Source organism: Paenibacillus sp. NPDC056722 (genome assembly GCF_042790635.1).
Taxonomy (GTDB): domain Bacteria; phylum Bacillota; class Bacilli; order Paenibacillales; family Paenibacillaceae; genus Paenibacillus_AQ; species Paenibacillus_AQ agri.
The window spans coordinates 227,303-243,007 of the sequence record NZ_JBHTYV010000002.1; the positions used below are offsets into that span (position 1 = coordinate 227,303).

The following is a 15,705-nucleotide window of genomic DNA, read 5'->3' on the forward strand; positions in this document are numbered from 1 at the left end:
AAGACGAAACGATTTCGCCCATCACCTGGCAGAACTCCTGTTAAATAGAATAAACGCCGGCGGGGGCCGGCGTTCTTAAAGGTTCATCTATTCTGTATTCCCGTATTAACGATTATTGATTCAGATCAGGGCGCTTGCCTGTAACCAGGTATACTACACTTTCACCAATGTTAGTGGCATGATCGGCAATTCGTTCGATATAACGGCCCACTAGCGTCAGCAGCATAACCTGATTCAGTGCATCCGGCTTCTCTGTCAAGAAAGTGTACAGCTCAGTGATCATCGCACTATAGAGGTGGTCTACCTGATCATCGTCCTGAGCCATTTTGTAGGCCAGATCCGTGTTCTCATCCAGATAAGCAACGATCGCTTCCTTGATCATTACGTTGACAATCTCAGCCATACGCGGGATGTCTACCAGCGGTTTGATCAATTGCTGTCCCTGAATGCGCATTGTAACCTTGGCGACATCAATCGCCAGATCGCCCATCCGCTCCAGATCGCTCGATATTTTGAAAGCAACGATAATACGACGCAGGTCCTTGGCAACTGGCTGCTGGGTAATGATCAGTTTCGATCCGATCTCCATGATCCGGTCTTCCATGGCATTAAGGCGCAAATCGGCCTTCACGATTTCCTGAGCCCGCGTAGTATCGAGGTTTTGCAACGCGGAAACCGCACCTTCGAGCGCATTTGTTACATGCTCACTCATCTGCTGTAGCAGACTGCGCAGCTCTTCCAAGTCCTTGTCAAATTCTTTTCTTTGAATCATATCCAGAGCGATCCTCCTCAGGTGGTATGTCAGATGTCACTTCAATCCCGCTTTATTAAAAAGCTTAACCGAAGCGTCCCGAAATATAATCTTCCGTGCGTGAATCCTTAGGGTTCGAGAACAGCAGCTCTGTATCTGCCGCCTCCACAATCACACCGTTCAGGAAGAATACTGTTCGTCCTGAGACGCGTGCCGCCTGATGCATGTTATGTGTAACCATAACAATCGTATACTTGTCCCGCAACTCCTGCACCAGCTCTTCAATCTTAAGCGTGGATACAGGATCAAGCGCTGAGGTTGCTTCATCCATGAGCAGGATGTCAGGCTGCACAGCGAGTGCTCTGGCAATACAGAGCCGTTGCTGCTGTCCCCCGGACAGACTGAGCGCGGATTTCTTCAGGAAGTCTTTAACTTCCTCCCAAAGAGCGGATTGACGCAGACTTTGTTCTACGATGCCGTCCAGTTCACTCTTCGAGCGGATTCCGTGCAGTCGAGGACCGTAGGCTACATTGTCATAAATGGACTTTGGAAAAGGATTAGGCTGTTGGAATACCATGCCGACCTGCTTGCGCAAGCTTTCCACTTCAACATCGTCACTGTAAATATCTTTGCCGCCGATCTTAACTTTACCTTCAATACGTGTTCCGGGAATCATATCATTCATTCGGTTTAGGGTACGCAAAAGCGTAGACTTACCACAGCCGGAAGGCCCGATAAAAGCTGTAACCTGTTTCTCCGGAATCTGCAGTTCCACATTCTTTAGCGCGTGAAAAGACTCATAATAGAGATCCAATTTCTCTATGTCAATGATGGATTTCATTAGTTTTGCGTCTCCTTCTCATCATCTTCGTACCTCATGATACCCGGGCAGTGTAAATAGAGTTGTGGAGAAATGTTAACGCATTGTAAAATAAGACGCAAAAAAGAACCCCCGTCAATTATATGACAGGAGCCCTCTTCTTATTCACAACGAGTTTGTAGCCAACTCCGCGAATTGAATCAATATGAACCGACTCGGGATCTAGCTCCAGCTTTTTACGCAAGGAGCTGACATGCACGTCAACCGTCCGCTGTCCACCAATGTAGTCGAAGCCCCACACTGCATTCATCAGATCGTCACGTGTAAGTACAACCCCTGGCTTGCGGGCCAAGTACAGTAGCACTTCAAATTCCTTCGGACGCAGGTTGATGCTGTGTCCGCCAAGCGAAACCTCGTACCGCTCGGGATAAATCTCAAGTTGTCCCAAAATAATGGTAGATGCAGACGCCGTCGTTTCCGCCGGTGCCTCTTCTGCCAGTCCAGAAATCCGGCGTAGCACTGCGCTGACCCGGGCCAGTAGCTCTGAGACGCCAAATGGTTTTGTTATATAATCATCAGCTCCCGATTTCAATCCACGGACAACATCTTCTTCTGCATTTTTGGCGGTCAGCACAATAACCGGTGTGCGGATGCCTTGACCACGCAATTTATCAAGAATGTCAATACCGTTCATTCCAGGCAGCATTAAATCCAGTACGATGAGGTCAAAGGGCTCCCGGGTCGCACGATCATATCCTGCGGTTCCATGATCCTCTACCGTGACCTCATAACCTTCCTGTGTCAGGTTGTAGGATAACAGGCGCGCCAGCGTCGGTTCGTCTTCAATGACAAGCAATCGTTGTGCCATAAGTTCCCCCGTATTCATATGTTTTAAATTTTACAAAACAGCAACAATGCCATCATATCACCGAAATGTTAACTTGGTGTAAAAAAGATAGAAACACTCAGCGATTAATTATACCCACACTTATTCTTCATCTTCCTGAAGCAGCGGAAGTTCAACAGTAAATGTGCTTCCAATGCCAAGATCACTTTCAACACTGATATTGCCGCGGTGTAAATCCACGAGATGCTTCACAATGGACAATCCAAGACCTGTACCACCGGAACTTCTGGATCTGGCTTTATCCACCCGGTAGAAGCGTTCGAAGATACGCGGCAGATCCTTACGTGGAATGCCCATCCCGGTATCACTGACCGCGAAGATCACTTTCTCAGTGCCGTCTCCTTCCATCCGGTTGGCCACGGTTACCTTCACATTACCCCCGTCCTGGGTATAGTTGATGGAATTGGACAACAGGTTCATGAAGATCTGGCGAAGCTTGTCCTCATCGCCCTCCATGAATAGCTCCGGCGGGACTGTGGCGCTGAGGCTAATATTCTTCTTCTCAGCCACTTTGCTCATCGTCTCCAGTACGGAGTCGAAGAAATCAATAACATGAACTGGCGAGCACTCCAATTGAACGCGTTTGGACTCGATTTTGGATAATTCCAGAATGTCACCGATCAGGCGGTTCAACCGTTCATTCTCATCATAGATGATTTGGAGGAACGAACGTGCGGTCTTCTCGTCTGTAACGCCCCCGCCGAGCAAGGTCTCCGCAAAGCCCTTAACTGCGGCTACCGGAGTCTTCAGCTCATGAGAGACGTTCGCCACGAACTCGCTGCGCATTTTCTCCAGGCGCCGGATATCCGTAACTTCTTGCAACAGGAACAACATCCCTCTGTAAGAGCCATCCTGCATCATTGGTACACCGTCCAGGCGTACAATACGCTCTGTCGGATTATAAATACTGCGTTCCTCATGGATCGGCTCTCTTCGAGAGACCCCCTCATCCACTAGCCGGGTCAACTCGTAATGACGCTTTAGCTCCTGATACGACTGTCCGGCCATCTCGTTGTTGCTGACATCCAGCATATGCTCGGCAGCCCGGTTCAACAGCGCAATCTCACCCTCTTCATTAATCATCAGGATGCCCCCGGTCATATTATCGAGCACGCTTTGCAGCAGATCCTCGTTGTCGCGGATCGTCTTGAGTTGATTCTGCAGACTGTCCGCCATGGCATTAATCGCTTTGGCCAACTGCCCAATCTCATCCTTGCGCTTCATCGGCACCCGGGCGTCATAGTCCAGATCCGTGATACGCCTTGCCACCCTCGTGATCTGTTCAATCGGCGAAGTCATGCCGGACGCCACCCTGTAACTGACAAAGGTAGCGGCCATAAACAGGAGAACCAGACCTGCGGCCATAATCATCCAGGCCCGGTTCAGCCCTTCGGTCACAGCATCCAGGGACATCGAGAGACGAATATAACCGTGAAAACCTTGATCGGAATCAACAGCTCCGGCAACATACATCATTGTTTTGTTCAAAGTATCACTATAGCGAATGGCACGGCCTATGCCTTCCTTGGCAGCCAGCACCTCTTCCTCCCGTTTAGAGTGGTTGTCCATCAGCAGCGGATCCTTCTCCGAATCCCCGATCACCTTGCCGTCCTTGGTAATGAAAGTGATTCTGGACTTCGTCAACCCTGCGATATGTCTGGCTTGCTCCGTGTAGTAAGTCATAGCATCCGGGCTGTTCATTTCCCTGAACTGAAACGTACCCGACAGTAATTTTATTTCCCGGGACATGTTTTCTTCGAGCGCTGAAATATGTGATTCCTTGAAGAGATGCGCCATTGTAAATCCGGCACCGATCATCGAAATCCCGATAAGTGTCATCAGTATGATTGTAAGCCGAATACGAAACGGTTTCATGAATAAGTTTCCTCTTTCTTTACAAATGTTCTCTAAAAATAATCCTAACCTCATTTTTGTTAAAATGCCAGTTCGATTCTGTTCATTATACAGGCCAAGTTTTAACGCAATGTAAAATGCCAAAATAAAGAAGGGCCTCCGCCGCAGAAAATCTGCAGCGGCGCCCTTCCTGGTTACATCCTGCTAAGAGGCACTCAATCTTGCGTACGAGTCGCAATAAACCACTGGTTGCCATGGGGATCTCTAATGCCGGCACCGCGTTCACCATATGGCTTATCCACCGGCTCATCGATAATGATCCCACCGGACTCCAGGCATTTTAGATAGGTTTTGTCCACGTCACTAACATATAGATGAATGGTTTGCTGCACCGGCGGATATTTCTTATTGGCTTCGGACAACTCGATCATTGAGTCACCGATTCGGAGTTCGGCATGCTTGATCCGCCCGTCGTCGCTGCGCAGCATATCAATGATCCGGGCCTCAAAACAATGCACTACAAAATCTACCAAGCGGTCAGCATTAGATACAATAAAATAAGGAGTAATCGTCTGAAGCCCGTTTCTTACATAGTGTGGTGACATCTGTTGCTTCCTCCTTTACAACTGAATAAGAAAGCCCGCTGAGTCCGTCGCTATGCGTGGGGCATCCACATATAACAAGGCTATCAAACGGGCTGGATAGTGACTTACTGGAATACCGGCTCCCGGAATTGAGCTAATTTGGCAGCTGAATCCTTCTCCACGTCAGCATGCAGACTGTTCCCGTGAGCGTCCATCGTGACGATGGCTGCGAAGCCATCCACCTGCAGATGCCACATGGCTTCCGGAATCCCAAACTCCATGAAATCTACAGCGTTAACTTTCTTGATGCATTCCGCATAATATTGCGCAGCTCCGCCAATGGCATTGAGGTACACGCCGCCGTATTCCTGCAAAGCCTTCAATGTTTTGGATCCCATGCCACCCTTGCCAATCACGGCACGGATACCAAATTTCTTCAGAATATCACCTTGGTATGGCTCCTCGCGGATGCTGGTGGTCGGCCCCGCCGCTTTTACATGCCAGCCTTCCTCATCCTTGAGCATAACCGGACCGCAGTGATAAATCACTGCGCCATTGAGATCTACCGGCGCCTCGTGATCCATCAGGTATTTATGCAGTGCATCACGTCCAGTGTGCATCTCGCCGGACAAAATGACTACATCTCCGACCCGCAGGCTGCGAACGTCCTCTTCGCTGATTGGTGTCGTCAGACGCACTTCTCGTGAAACGCCTGTAGCTGTCCCGGAACCTGCATTTTCCAAACCGCCACCTGCTCCGTGACTTGAAGTGATCGATGGCACAGAGACGCTACCTGCTTCGGAAGACTCCGACAAAGCCGCTACAGGAACTGCAGCCTCGGTGCCATCTTCCACGGAGATTCCAGTTCCACTTTCGTAAAGCCATTCTGTGATTCCGCCCGTAGTCGGATCGACCAGCACCCCTTGACGGCGGAAAGCCCAGCAGTTATAGGCAACAGAGACAAAGAAGCTCGCCGGAAGACGGTTCATCACACCAACCTTGCAGCCCAGCAGCGTCACTTCGCCGCCAAAGCCCATCGTCCCAATCCCCAACTTGTTGGCATTCTCTAAAATATAGTCTTCCAGCTTCTGCAAATCTTCCGACGGATTGACATCATCGACCTTACGGAACAGCTGTTTCTTCGCCAATTCGTAACCCGTTGTGCGGTCACCGCCAATGCCAACACCGATGAATCCGGCACTGCATCCCTGACCTTGTGCTTGATACACCGCATGCAGGATACATTTGCGGATACCATCCAGATCACGTCCTGCTTTGCCCAGTCCTTCTAGTTCGGCAGGAAGGCTGTACTGAATATTTTTGTTTTCGCAGCCGCCACCTTTAAGAATGAGCCTGACATCTATGCCTTCTTCTTCCCATTGTTCAAAATGAATTACTGGTGTTCCGGCCCCAAGATTATCTCCGCTGTTCTCCCCTGTGAGCGAGTCTACAGAGTTCGGGCGCAGCTTGCCATTCTTGGTCGCTCTCTGCACAGCGCTGAAGATATCCTTCTTCATCTCGATCTGGTTGATACCCACTGGTGTGTGGATGATAAAGGTAGGCATGCCTGTGTCCTGACAGATCGGCGAAGCCTGCTGCTCTGCCATCCCGATATTTTGCGCAATCGTGGCGAGTGCCAGCCCCGACCGGGTCGCCCGGTCTTCAAGTGCACGTCCCTTGGCAACCGCCCGCCGGACATCACCCGGCAGATTCGTGGAGGTCTCTACAATCAGGTTATAAATGCTGTCTTCAAATTGCTGCATGCTTCATCAGGCTCCTCTCAGTCCTAGGTTGTCTCAGGTCTATTTATAATTAATATAATATCATATTAAGCCTCGTATGAAAGGGTTTACTTTAAATTTGACAGGTTGACCATCTACACTTTATACCTCCCGCTGCACACCAAAAAAGCGCCTCTCCAAATCCTGTTCAAGGATAGGATAGACGCTTCTGTTATAACCTCCAAATACGCTTAACCGTTAACAACCTCGCCACCGTTGACATGAATAACCTGTCCGGTTACATATGTCGAGTCGTCGGAGGCCAAATAAACATAGGCCGGTGCCAGCTCTTCTGGCTGTCCCGGGCGTTTCATCGGCTGAGTAGCCCCGAATTCACTAACCTTCTGCGCATCGAAGGTGGATGGAATCAGCGGAGTCCAGATTGGCCCAGGCGCGACCCCATTGACCCGAATCCCCTTATCGGCCAGATTAGCAGACAGCGAACGGGTAAAGCTGAGAATCGCCCCTTTGGTGGACGAATAGTCCAGCAACTGCGGGCTTCCGCGATAAGCCGTAATGGAAGTCGTGTTGATGATGGTCGAGCCTTCTTTTAAATGCGGCATAGCTGCCTTTGTTAAATAGAACATGGAGAAAATATTCGTACGGAAGGTCCGCTCGAGCTGCTCAGAGGTTATGTCCTCTATTTTATCCTGCGGATGCTGCTCTGCGGCATTATTAATGAGAATATCCAGTTTGCCGAGACCGTCCACAGATTTATTGATTAAATCCTGGCAAAAGGCCTCCACGCCGATATCCCCGGAGATCAGGATGCATTTACGCCCCTCCTGCTCCACCTGACGTTTAGTCTCTTCTGCATCCGAATGTTCGTTGAGGTAGGAAATGACCACATCGGCCCCTTCTTTGGCAAAAAGAACTGCCACCGCCCGGCCAATCCCGCTGTCCCCTCCGGTAATTAACGCTGCCTTGCCCAGCAGCTTGCCTGCCGCCTTATAACCCTTCGGCTCATACTCAGGACGTGGATTCATTTGACTCTCGATACCGGGCTGGCTTTGTTGCTCCTGTGGCGGTAAAGTCTTCTTCGTCTGCTTGCTATCTGACATCTTCCCTGTCTCCTTTCGCGGTGCAATTGGATGTAAGCTGATCATCTTAGGATGGCTCAAGGGTCCATGTTTATGCGTTACTGACAGTTTGGCCTGTCTTTACGTTATGTTACTTACCACACATTGGAGTGGATCAAACACAGCGGCTCAACAAGAGGAGATTAGAAAACTATTATTTTTCACGCCAAAAAGACCGCCTCTCGTCAGCCATGCTCACAAGTAACGGTCTTTTATCCGCTTTCAATCTGTTCCATGCAGAACTAGATAATTTGGTTGTACACCATGAAGAACACCATCAATAACAGAACCACCATTAATAGTGCACTCATGGTACGGATTTTCGCAGTCTCGCCCGAGACATCACGATTCTCGCGCATACCGGCAGCGGCCAGACGCAGCGGCTTGCTCATAATGCCACCCAGGGCAAACATCGCAAGCAACAGCACAACTACGATAATCATCCACGGTACGGAGTACTCGCCTTTGGTCATCATGTAACCACCAGTCAGTAGTTGAATAACCAATCCATACTGGGCAAAACGGTTAAATCCGCCAATCGCGCTGAGCGTACCTTCTTTAGCAGCTGGTGACAGCTTCTCCGCACGTCCCAGAATAAAAGGCAGTACCAGATAAAATCCCAACGCCAGAGTCCCGATCATATGTAAGAAAAACAAAATCTTCCCGTCCATAATCTACCTCCTCCTGTATTCATTGTGATAAAAGTTATATCACTATCAATTATACCCAATATCAATAGCCAAGAAAAGGATATCGGGATGAAATTGGAAGGTTGTTTGAGAAAAGGAGGTGTTTGGGGAGAGGGTTGGTGCCATGCTCCCGGATGGGGAGCGACAATGCTTCAGCCCAGAGGACTACATATGACGAACATTTTCAATCCACGCTCCCACATGGGGAGCGACATAAACCGCCCTATGGCTATGATCTTACCCGTTTAATTTCAATCCACGCTCCCACATGGGGGGGCGACGGCTTCCGATCAGTCCGGTATCAGGTGATAGGTCATTTCAATCCACGCTCCCACATGGGGAGCGACTCAAATGATAAGCCCACATCATCTTCCAGCAATCATTTCAATCCACGCTCCCACATGGGGAGCGACCATCTGCACATCCATATACTCCTTGCGTTTTTTATATTTCAATCCACGCTCCCACATGGGGAGCGACCGAGCGCCCCGCCCGGAAAACCACCGCTGTTATTATTTCAATCCACGCTCCCACATGGGGAGCGACCAAGGTTGTAGCGGTTAATGTGGTAGGAGAGTCATTTCAATCCACGCTCCCACATGGGGAGCGACGCGCAGGCTCCGTCAGCCCCGACGTATATTACGCAATTTCAATCCACGCTCCCACATGGGGAGCGACCTCCGGGCGAAGTTAACCCATTCTTGCAGATTACCATTTCAATCCACGCTCCCACATGGGGAGCGACGTCGATCTCTTTAACGGCCAAGCGCGCGAATTCCTCATTTCAATCCACGCTCCCACATGGGGAGCGACGCTTACATCGTCCATTAGCGCGGCAATCTCACGGTATTTCAATCCACGCTCCCACATGGGGAGCGACTTAAACGTCCGCGCCAGATACGCCAAGGTCCGATATTTCAATCCACGCTCCCACATGGGGAGCGACTGTGTCTGTCATGTAATTTTGCTCTTTCCCATAATTTCAATCCACGCTCCCACATGGGGAGCGACAGAAATCGATTGTGATTACGTAGTTGATCCAGAATTTCAATCCACGCTCCCACATGGGGAGCGACGATTCATAGGATTCGCGCCAGTAGCTGCTTTGAAAATTTCAATCCACGCTCCCACATGGGGAGCGACGAATGACACATTCGGCGGAAATGCAGAGAGGATATTTCAATCCACGCTCCCACATGGGGAGCGACCGGCTTCCATTACGTGCTTGATGTGCTGTACACATTTCAATCCACGCTCCCACATGGGGAGCGACCCCCCACGGGTGTTTGAGTGGTACTTGCCGTTCAAATTTCAATCCACGCTCCCACATGGGGAGCGACAGCGATTTTCACCCATAAAAAGGTAAAATACCTTATTTGGGGCGAAAAATTACTCATTAACCCCAGCCTAAAGGGTAAAACCACACTTTACCAACAAAAAATATACAATTAATGTAATATTCGTGGTGCGGAGGACCCGGGATTTTTATGTGAGCTATACATTCGCACTGCCATTTGCAACGTACAAAGTCCATAGCCTCATATGCAAATTGAGTGATAACGTCGCTGGCATCGTTATATTTTCTCTTTACAAGATTCTCCATCTTTTTTCAAAATCCTTGTTTTGCGATCTATCTCAAAATCAGTACTCGCTTCGTGTTTCGTATTATAACGGACTCCAGCGACGTTATTCCCTCCGATCGACCACTTTTAAGAAAATAACGGACTCCAGAGACCCTATGAACAGAAATCCGGTTAAAAACCCACTGTTTGGGAGGAAATAACGTCACCTGAGTCCATTACATATTCCAAGGGCAACTTAATGTATAAATAACGACCATAGGGTCCGTTAGCGCCCTTGCAAGAGCTTCAATCCTCTGAAACGGTTGTTTTACGAAGTTGTTTGACGAGATTGTTCAGACCAAGTTGTTCAGACAGAGCTGGTTTGACGAGTTTGCTTTTACGAAGCTATTTCGGAAAGCACTGGTAGTGACATCGAGCCTCTTCCTATATACAAAAAAGCACCCGAAAGCCTTCAATGGCTTCCGGGTGCTCTTCCCTTCAACATTTACCGCAACTCAGACTGTAATGATGTTCGTTACGTCACGTACGGATTCTGCCGATTTATCCAAGGCAGCCTTCTCTTCAGAAGTCAGCTCCAGTTCAAAAATCTGCTCAATCCCGCCAGCCCCAAGCCGTGTAGGAACGCCCATGAACAAGTTCTCATAGCCGTATTCACCTTCCAGCAGGGCAATGACCGGAATGATCCGCTTCTTGTCCTTGAGAATGGCTTCAGTCATCTGCACCAGCGAAGCCGCCGGCGCGTAGTAGGCACTACCGTTGCCCAGCAGGTTGACGATCTCACCGCCGCCCACACGGGTGCGCTGCACGATCGCTTCGATGCGCTCCGCTGGAATAAGTGTGTCGATAGGGATGCCGCCGACGCTGGAATAACGAACCAACGGCACCATATCATCGCCATGGCCGCCCAGTACAAAGCCGCGCACATCCTCAACAGAGACGTCAAGCTCCTCGGCGATAAAAGTACAATAGCGTGCGGTATCCAGCACACCTGATTGTCCAATGACGCGATTTTTCGGGAATCCCAGGGTCTTGTATGCCACATAAGTCATAGCGTCCACAGGATTGCTCAGAATAATTACGATGGATTCCGGGGCTACACGCTTCACATTTTCACATACTGATTTCACAATCCCGGCGTTGGTGTTGACCAGATCATCACGGCTCATCCCCGGCTTACGGGCAATCCCCGCTGTTATGATCACAATGTCAGAATCCGCGGCATCTTCATAGTTCGACGTACCGGTAATCTGACTATCGAACTTCTGCACAGGACTGGCTTCCATCATATCAAGTGCTTTGCCTTTAGTCGGATTCTCAAGCTGGGGAATATCAAGCAGCACCACATTACCAAGCTCCTTCTGAGCCAGCATAAGTGCTGTGGTAGCACCGGTGAACCCGGCACCCACGATTGTAATTTTATACCGTTTGATAGCCACCATTTATCCTCCTAGATCGGTTTTGACGGGACAGCCGGACTAATTCGTCCATGACTGTCACCGGCAGCACTCTTACATGTGGTTGATAACTTCGTCAGCGAATGCGGAGCATTTCAGCTCAGTAGCACCTTCCATCAAGCGGGCAAAGTCATAAGTAACGGTCTTGTTGTTGATTGCAGTCTCCATGCCTTTGTAGATCAGATCAGCAGCTTCCTGCCAGCCCAGGTGCTCAAGCAACATAACGCCGGAGAGGATAACCGAACCTGGGTTTACAACGTCTTTATCCGCATATTTAGGAGCTGTACCATGGGTCGCTTCGAAAATAGCATGTCCTGTCACATAGTTGATGTTCGCTCCTGGAGCGATACCAATACCGCCGATTTGCGCAGCCAGTGCGTCGGACAGATAGTCACCGTTCAGGTTCAGTGTTGCAATGACGTCAAAGTCCGTAGGACGAGTCAACACTTGTTGCAGCGCGATGTCTGCAATGGCATCCTTGATGATGATTTTGCCAGCTTCTTCGGCTTCTTTCTGTGCAGCATTCGCAGCAGCTTCGCCGTCGCGATCCTTGATTACATCGTATTGGTTCCAAGTGAATACTTTATCGCCGAACTCCTGTTCAGCCACTTCGTAACCCCAGTTCTTGAAGGCACCTTCAGTGAACTTCATGATGTTGCCTTTATGCACCAGCGTAACGCTCTTGCGTCCGTGCTTGATTGCATACTCTACAGCAGCGCGTACCAGACGCTTGGAACCTTCGGAGGATACTGGCTTGATGCCGATACCGGAAGTTTCCGGGAAGCGGATCTTGTTCACATTCATCTCTTTTTGCAGGAATTCGATCACTTTCTTCACTTCTGCCGAACCTTCCTGATACTCGATACCAGCATAAATATCTTCCGTATTCTCACGGAAAATAACCATATCTACCAGCTCAGGACGTTTTACAGGGGAAGGTACGCCGTCAAAATAACGTACTGGGCGCAGACATGTATACAAATCCAGCTCCTGGCGCAGGGCCACGTTCAGGGAACGAATACCTCCGCCGATTGGCGTAGTCAGCGGTCCTTTGATCGCTACAATATATTCGCGGATTGCTTCCAGCGTATCGTTCGGCAGCCATTCACCATATGTATTGAAGGCCTTCTCGCCGGCAAAAACTTCGTACCAAGCAATCTGCTTCGAACCGCCGTAAGCCTTAGCTACTGCAGCATCGAGCACTCGTTTGGAGGCTTTCCAAATGTCACGGCCAGTGCCGTCGCCTTCAATAAATGGAATGATCGGCGTATTCGGAACAACCAGCTTGCCGTCCTCTATCGTAATTTGTTCGCCCTCTGTCGGCAGTTCGTATTTTTCCAGTTTCAACATTTGTTTGTACTCCTCCCAATATTTTGTGATATGAATCATATACTTTAAAAATTACGGCGCGTACGCTTGGCTCTAATTCTACTAAAAGAGAGGAGCGGCCTGCAAGGCCGCCCTATCTTTCGTCGACCGGAACGTATGTCTGCTCTAGCAGACCGGTGTACTCTGCACGCGGACGGATCAGGCGGTTATCCTCATATTGCTCCAGGATATGCGCTGTCCATCCCGATGTCCGGCTGATGGCAAAGATCGGCGTGAACAGTTCACGCTCAATGCCCAGCTGGGTATAAACGGAAGCGGAATAGAAATCGACGTTAGGTCTCAGGCCCTTCTCGCCGGTAATCAATTCTTCGATCTTCACTGACATTTCGTACAGCTCAGTATTGCCTTTCATAGTTCCAAGCTCCCGGGACATCTTCATCAGGTGCTTGGCGCGAGGATCCCCGTTCTTGTAGACACGGTGCCCGAAGCCCATAATCTTCTCCCGACGCTCCAGCTTGCCGCGCACGTAAGGCTCTACGGATTCAATACCGCCAATTTCCTCCAGCATCTTCATAACGGCTTCATTCGCTCCACCGTGCAGCGGGCCTTTCAAGGCACCGATCGCGGAGGTAACGCCAGAGTAGATATCTGAAAGGGTTGCTACAGTTACACGACCAGCAAAAGTGGACGCATTGAGCTCATGGTCAGCATGCAGCACCAGCGCAGTGTCCAGTGCCTTGACAGAAATTCCATCCGGGTCCTGGCCACGGAGCATATACAGGAAGTTCTCAGCTACTGAGACGCCTTCCTTTGGAGCTACAGGTTCCAGCCCTTTGCGAATACGTGACAACGCAGCAACGAGAGTCGGAATTTGTGCCTGTAGCTTCACCGCCTTGATTCGGTTGGCTTCACGGCTCATATCGTCTGCCGACTCATCATAAAGAGCGAGGCTTGAGACCGCAGAGCGCAGTGCAGCCATTGTGCTGGCATCTTTGGGATACAGCTTCATTTGGGCAATAACCTGCTCCGGAACCGGTGCGAATGCACTAAGATCACGCTGCAATACCTGCAGCTCAGCGGCTGTCGGTAGCTTGCCAAACCATAGCAAAAAAGCGGTTTCTTCAAAAGTAGCATGTTCCGCAAGATCGTCAATATCGTACCCGCGGTACGTGAGCACACCATCCACAATCGAGCTGATGGAAGAAGTGGTTGCGACGATGCCTTCCAGGCCTTTGATAGCTGTCATAGTACATCTCTCCTTTGCCAACAAGGGTATAAATGCCATTAGGGTTCATGAAAACATTTACAATTTGAAGGATTAAAACATTAGGTAATAAAGACATTAAAAACGGTCGTATGCGGAGAAAGAAACGCCTCGAAGTACATCATATAATCATCATAACGGATTTTGACGGTTATGTGAACAACATGGAAGCTTACCCGCGCATCAAATGATTTTATCGGAGAGATAGAAAAATAAATATGAAACGCTGTTTCATGATTACGCTTTCAGTGTATAAGGGTGATTTTCGCATCCTTTTCATCTGCCGTTTTTAGTCTTTATCGTTGCTCTATGAATATACATAGTACGAGCATTCACATCCTGCAAGGTTACCCTTGCGCCAGAGGAAAGGAGGTAACAACATATGGACCGTCTGGTGCTAAAAAGAGTCCTGCGCGGCCTGTGGGTAGTTCTGGCTGCCGTCATCTTGGTGCTGGCCACCTATGTACTGCTCCCGCTCCTCTACCCTCTGCTGCTGGCTTGGCTGCTCGCCTATATCATGCACCCCCTGGTGCTTCTGCTTAAGGATCTAAGGCTTCCCGGCTGGCTCGCCGTCTCGCTGTCCCTGCTATTTTATATTGGAGGTACCGCTCTGGTACTGACCGCACTGATTACACGGCTCGTCAAGGAGCTGATCGTGCTGCTGCAGACCTTCAATTTACATACTGATCAGTGGCGGGAACTGCTGCTGTCCTGGAGCCGCAACGCCAGTATTCAGAATATTATCAACCAAATCAACCAGTTCTATCAGGACAATCCCGGCTATCACGCCACCATCGACAGCAATATTAGCCGTACCACCGAAACGGTCGGTTATGCTGTGACCCAACTCGTGACAGGGTTCTTCAACGTCATTCTGAAACTGATTTCCGCCTTGCCCAGCGTCGGCACCATTACCGTCGTGGTCGTCCTGGCTGCATTCTTCCTCAGTACCAGTTGGGAGCGTCATAACGGTCGAATAACCAAATGGTTGCCTGCACCGCTGCTCAAGCCCGTCTCGGATATTTGGCAGGATCTGCGCAAGGCATTGTTCGGTTACATCCGGGCACAGTTTATCCTGATCTCTATCACCGCAGTCATTGTCATTGCCGGTTTAGTAGTGCTGGGTGTGAAGTCAGCGTTTGCTATCGGGCTCATGATCGGTATTGTCGATCTGCTTCCCTACCTTGGGGTGGGCATCGTTATGATCCCCTGGTTAGTCTATTCCTACATGACCGGCAATCTGGCCCTCGGTATAGGGCTATCGGTGCTCTACGGGATCATTCTCATTACCCGCCAGGTGTTGGAGCCAAAAGTCCTCGCCAGCAGCGTCGGGCTTGATCCGCTCGCCATGCTGATCGGAATGTTCGCCGGCCTTCAACTGTTTGGGATGCTGGGACTGATACTCGGACCGGTCCTCCTTGTGACGTTAAATGCTTTCAATCGGGCCGGTGTTTTCCACGTGTTGCACAACTACATTGTCAGCGGCCGGCTCCGATGAATACGAGTTGTTGCAGGCTGATGCCCTGCACATGCGAGCCATAGTCACGGGTCGGCTTCGGTGAATACGAATTGTTGCAGGCTAATGCCCAGCACATACGAACCATAGCCAC

Annotated in this window: 13 protein-coding genes and 1 CRISPR repeat array; of the genes, 1 reads left to right on the top strand and 12 read right to left on the bottom strand. The window is 49.9% G+C overall.

Annotated elements, in window-relative coordinates; all coding sequences use genetic code 11:
- Positions 1-112 precede the first annotated feature (112 nt).
- The 11 genes from phoU to citZ form a co-directional block, all read right to left on the bottom strand.
- Entirely contained in the window at positions 113-772 is a 660-nt protein-coding gene (gene phoU, locus ACFRAM_RS05540; protein ID WP_175374273.1) for a phosphate signaling complex protein PhoU, read from the bottom strand.
- A 64-nt stretch (positions 773-836) separates the two neighbouring features.
- On the bottom strand, positions 837-1,592 hold the full coding sequence (gene pstB, locus ACFRAM_RS05545; RefSeq protein WP_066374223.1) for a phosphate ABC transporter ATP-binding protein PstB: 756 nt from the start codon (positions 1,590-1,592) through the stop codon (positions 837-839).
- A 118-nt stretch (positions 1,593-1,710) separates the two neighbouring features.
- A complete protein-coding gene (locus ACFRAM_RS05550) occupies positions 1,711-2,439 on the bottom strand; it encodes a response regulator transcription factor (protein WP_066374221.1) in 729 nt (242 codons plus the stop codon).
- A 120-nt stretch (positions 2,440-2,559) separates the two neighbouring features.
- Positions 2,560-4,353: a two-component system histidine kinase PnpS gene (gene pnpS / locus ACFRAM_RS05555; protein ID WP_379464915.1), complete on the bottom strand. Its 1,794-nt coding sequence runs from the start codon at positions 4,351-4,353 to the stop codon at positions 2,560-2,562.
- A 194-nt stretch (positions 4,354-4,547) separates the two neighbouring features.
- Positions 4,548-4,937 carry a VOC family protein gene (locus ACFRAM_RS05560; protein WP_175374271.1) on the bottom strand — a complete coding sequence of 130 codons (390 nt, stop codon included), beginning with the start codon at positions 4,935-4,937 and terminating at the stop codon, positions 4,548-4,550.
- A gap of 104 nt (positions 4,938-5,041) precedes the next feature.
- On the bottom strand, positions 5,042-6,679 hold the full coding sequence (locus ACFRAM_RS05565) for a fumarate hydratase (protein WP_379464916.1): 1,638 nt from the start codon (positions 6,677-6,679) through the stop codon (positions 5,042-5,044).
- A 209-nt stretch (positions 6,680-6,888) separates the two neighbouring features.
- Positions 6,889-7,758 (bottom strand): SDR family oxidoreductase, encoded by an 870-nt coding sequence (locus ACFRAM_RS05570; RefSeq protein WP_175374269.1) that lies wholly within the window; start codon positions 7,756-7,758, stop codon positions 6,889-6,891.
- 260 nt (positions 7,759-8,018) lie between these two features.
- A complete protein-coding gene (locus tag ACFRAM_RS05575; protein WP_175374268.1) occupies positions 8,019-8,447 on the bottom strand; it encodes a hypothetical protein in 429 nt (142 codons plus the stop codon).
- Positions 8,448-8,646: 199 nt separating this feature from the next.
- Positions 8,647-9,805: direct repeats of the CRISPR family, unit length 32 nt; unit sequence ATTTCAATCCACGCTCCCACATGGGGAGCGAC.
- A 737-nt stretch (positions 9,806-10,542) separates the two neighbouring features.
- A complete protein-coding gene (mdh, locus tag ACFRAM_RS05580) occupies positions 10,543-11,484 on the bottom strand; it encodes a malate dehydrogenase (RefSeq protein WP_175374267.1) in 942 nt (313 codons plus the stop codon).
- Between the two features lie 72 nt (positions 11,485-11,556).
- On the bottom strand, positions 11,557-12,852 hold the full coding sequence (icd, locus tag ACFRAM_RS05585; RefSeq protein WP_379464917.1) for an NADP-dependent isocitrate dehydrogenase: 1,296 nt from the start codon (positions 12,850-12,852) through the stop codon (positions 11,557-11,559).
- A 112-nt stretch (positions 12,853-12,964) separates the two neighbouring features.
- Positions 12,965-14,077, bottom strand: a complete 1,113-nt coding sequence (citZ, locus tag ACFRAM_RS05590) for a citrate synthase (protein WP_379464918.1) — start codon at positions 14,075-14,077, stop codon at positions 12,965-12,967.
- Between the two features lie 400 nt (positions 14,078-14,477).
- Here citZ and ytvI point away from each other — a divergent pair, with 400 nt between their 5' ends.
- Positions 14,478-15,593, top strand: a complete 1,116-nt coding sequence (gene ytvI / locus ACFRAM_RS05595) for a sporulation integral membrane protein YtvI (protein WP_379464919.1) — start codon at positions 14,478-14,480, stop codon at positions 15,591-15,593.
- Here the strand turns inward: ytvI and ACFRAM_RS05600 are convergent.
- Positions 15,574-15,705 (bottom strand): hypothetical protein, encoded by a 132-nt coding sequence (locus ACFRAM_RS05600; protein WP_379464920.1) that lies wholly within the window; start codon positions 15,703-15,705, stop codon positions 15,574-15,576. The genes ytvI and ACFRAM_RS05600 overlap by 20 nt on opposite strands.

What these genes read in the sequence shown, in the direction of transcription:
- ytvI (WP_379464919.1), top strand. Translation starts at nt 14,478, where the DNA reads ATGGACCGTCTGGTGCTAAAAAGAGTCCTGCGCGGCCTGTGGGTAGTT.
- ACFRAM_RS05575 (WP_175374268.1), bottom strand. Translation starts at nt 8,447, where the DNA reads ATGGACGGGAAGATTTTGTTTTTCTTACATATGATCGGGACTCTGGCG.
- icd (WP_379464917.1), bottom strand. Translation starts at nt 12,852, where the DNA reads ATGTTGAAACTGGAAAAATACGAACTGCCGACAGAGGGCGAACAAATT.
- pnpS (WP_379464915.1), bottom strand. Translation starts at nt 4,353, where the DNA reads ATGAAACCGTTTCGTATTCGGCTTACAATCATACTGATGACACTTATC.
- ACFRAM_RS05565 (WP_379464916.1), bottom strand. Translation starts at nt 6,679, where the DNA reads ATGCAGCAATTTGAAGACAGCATTTATAACCTGATTGTAGAGACCTCC.
- phoU (WP_175374273.1), bottom strand. Translation starts at nt 772, where the DNA reads ATGATTCAAAGAAAAGAATTTGACAAGGACTTGGAAGAGCTGCGCAGT.
- ACFRAM_RS05560 (WP_175374271.1), bottom strand. Translation starts at nt 4,937, where the DNA reads ATGTCACCACACTATGTAAGAAACGGGCTTCAGACGATTACTCCTTAT.
- ACFRAM_RS05550 (WP_066374221.1), bottom strand. Translation starts at nt 2,439, where the DNA reads ATGGCACAACGATTGCTTGTCATTGAAGACGAACCGACGCTGGCGCGC.
- citZ (WP_379464918.1), bottom strand. Translation starts at nt 14,077, where the DNA reads ATGACAGCTATCAAAGGCCTGGAAGGCATCGTCGCAACCACTTCTTCC.
- pstB (WP_066374223.1), bottom strand. Translation starts at nt 1,592, where the DNA reads ATGAAATCCATCATTGACATAGAGAAATTGGATCTCTATTATGAGTCT.
- ACFRAM_RS05570 (WP_175374269.1), bottom strand. Translation starts at nt 7,758, where the DNA reads ATGTCAGATAGCAAGCAGACGAAGAAGACTTTACCGCCACAGGAGCAA.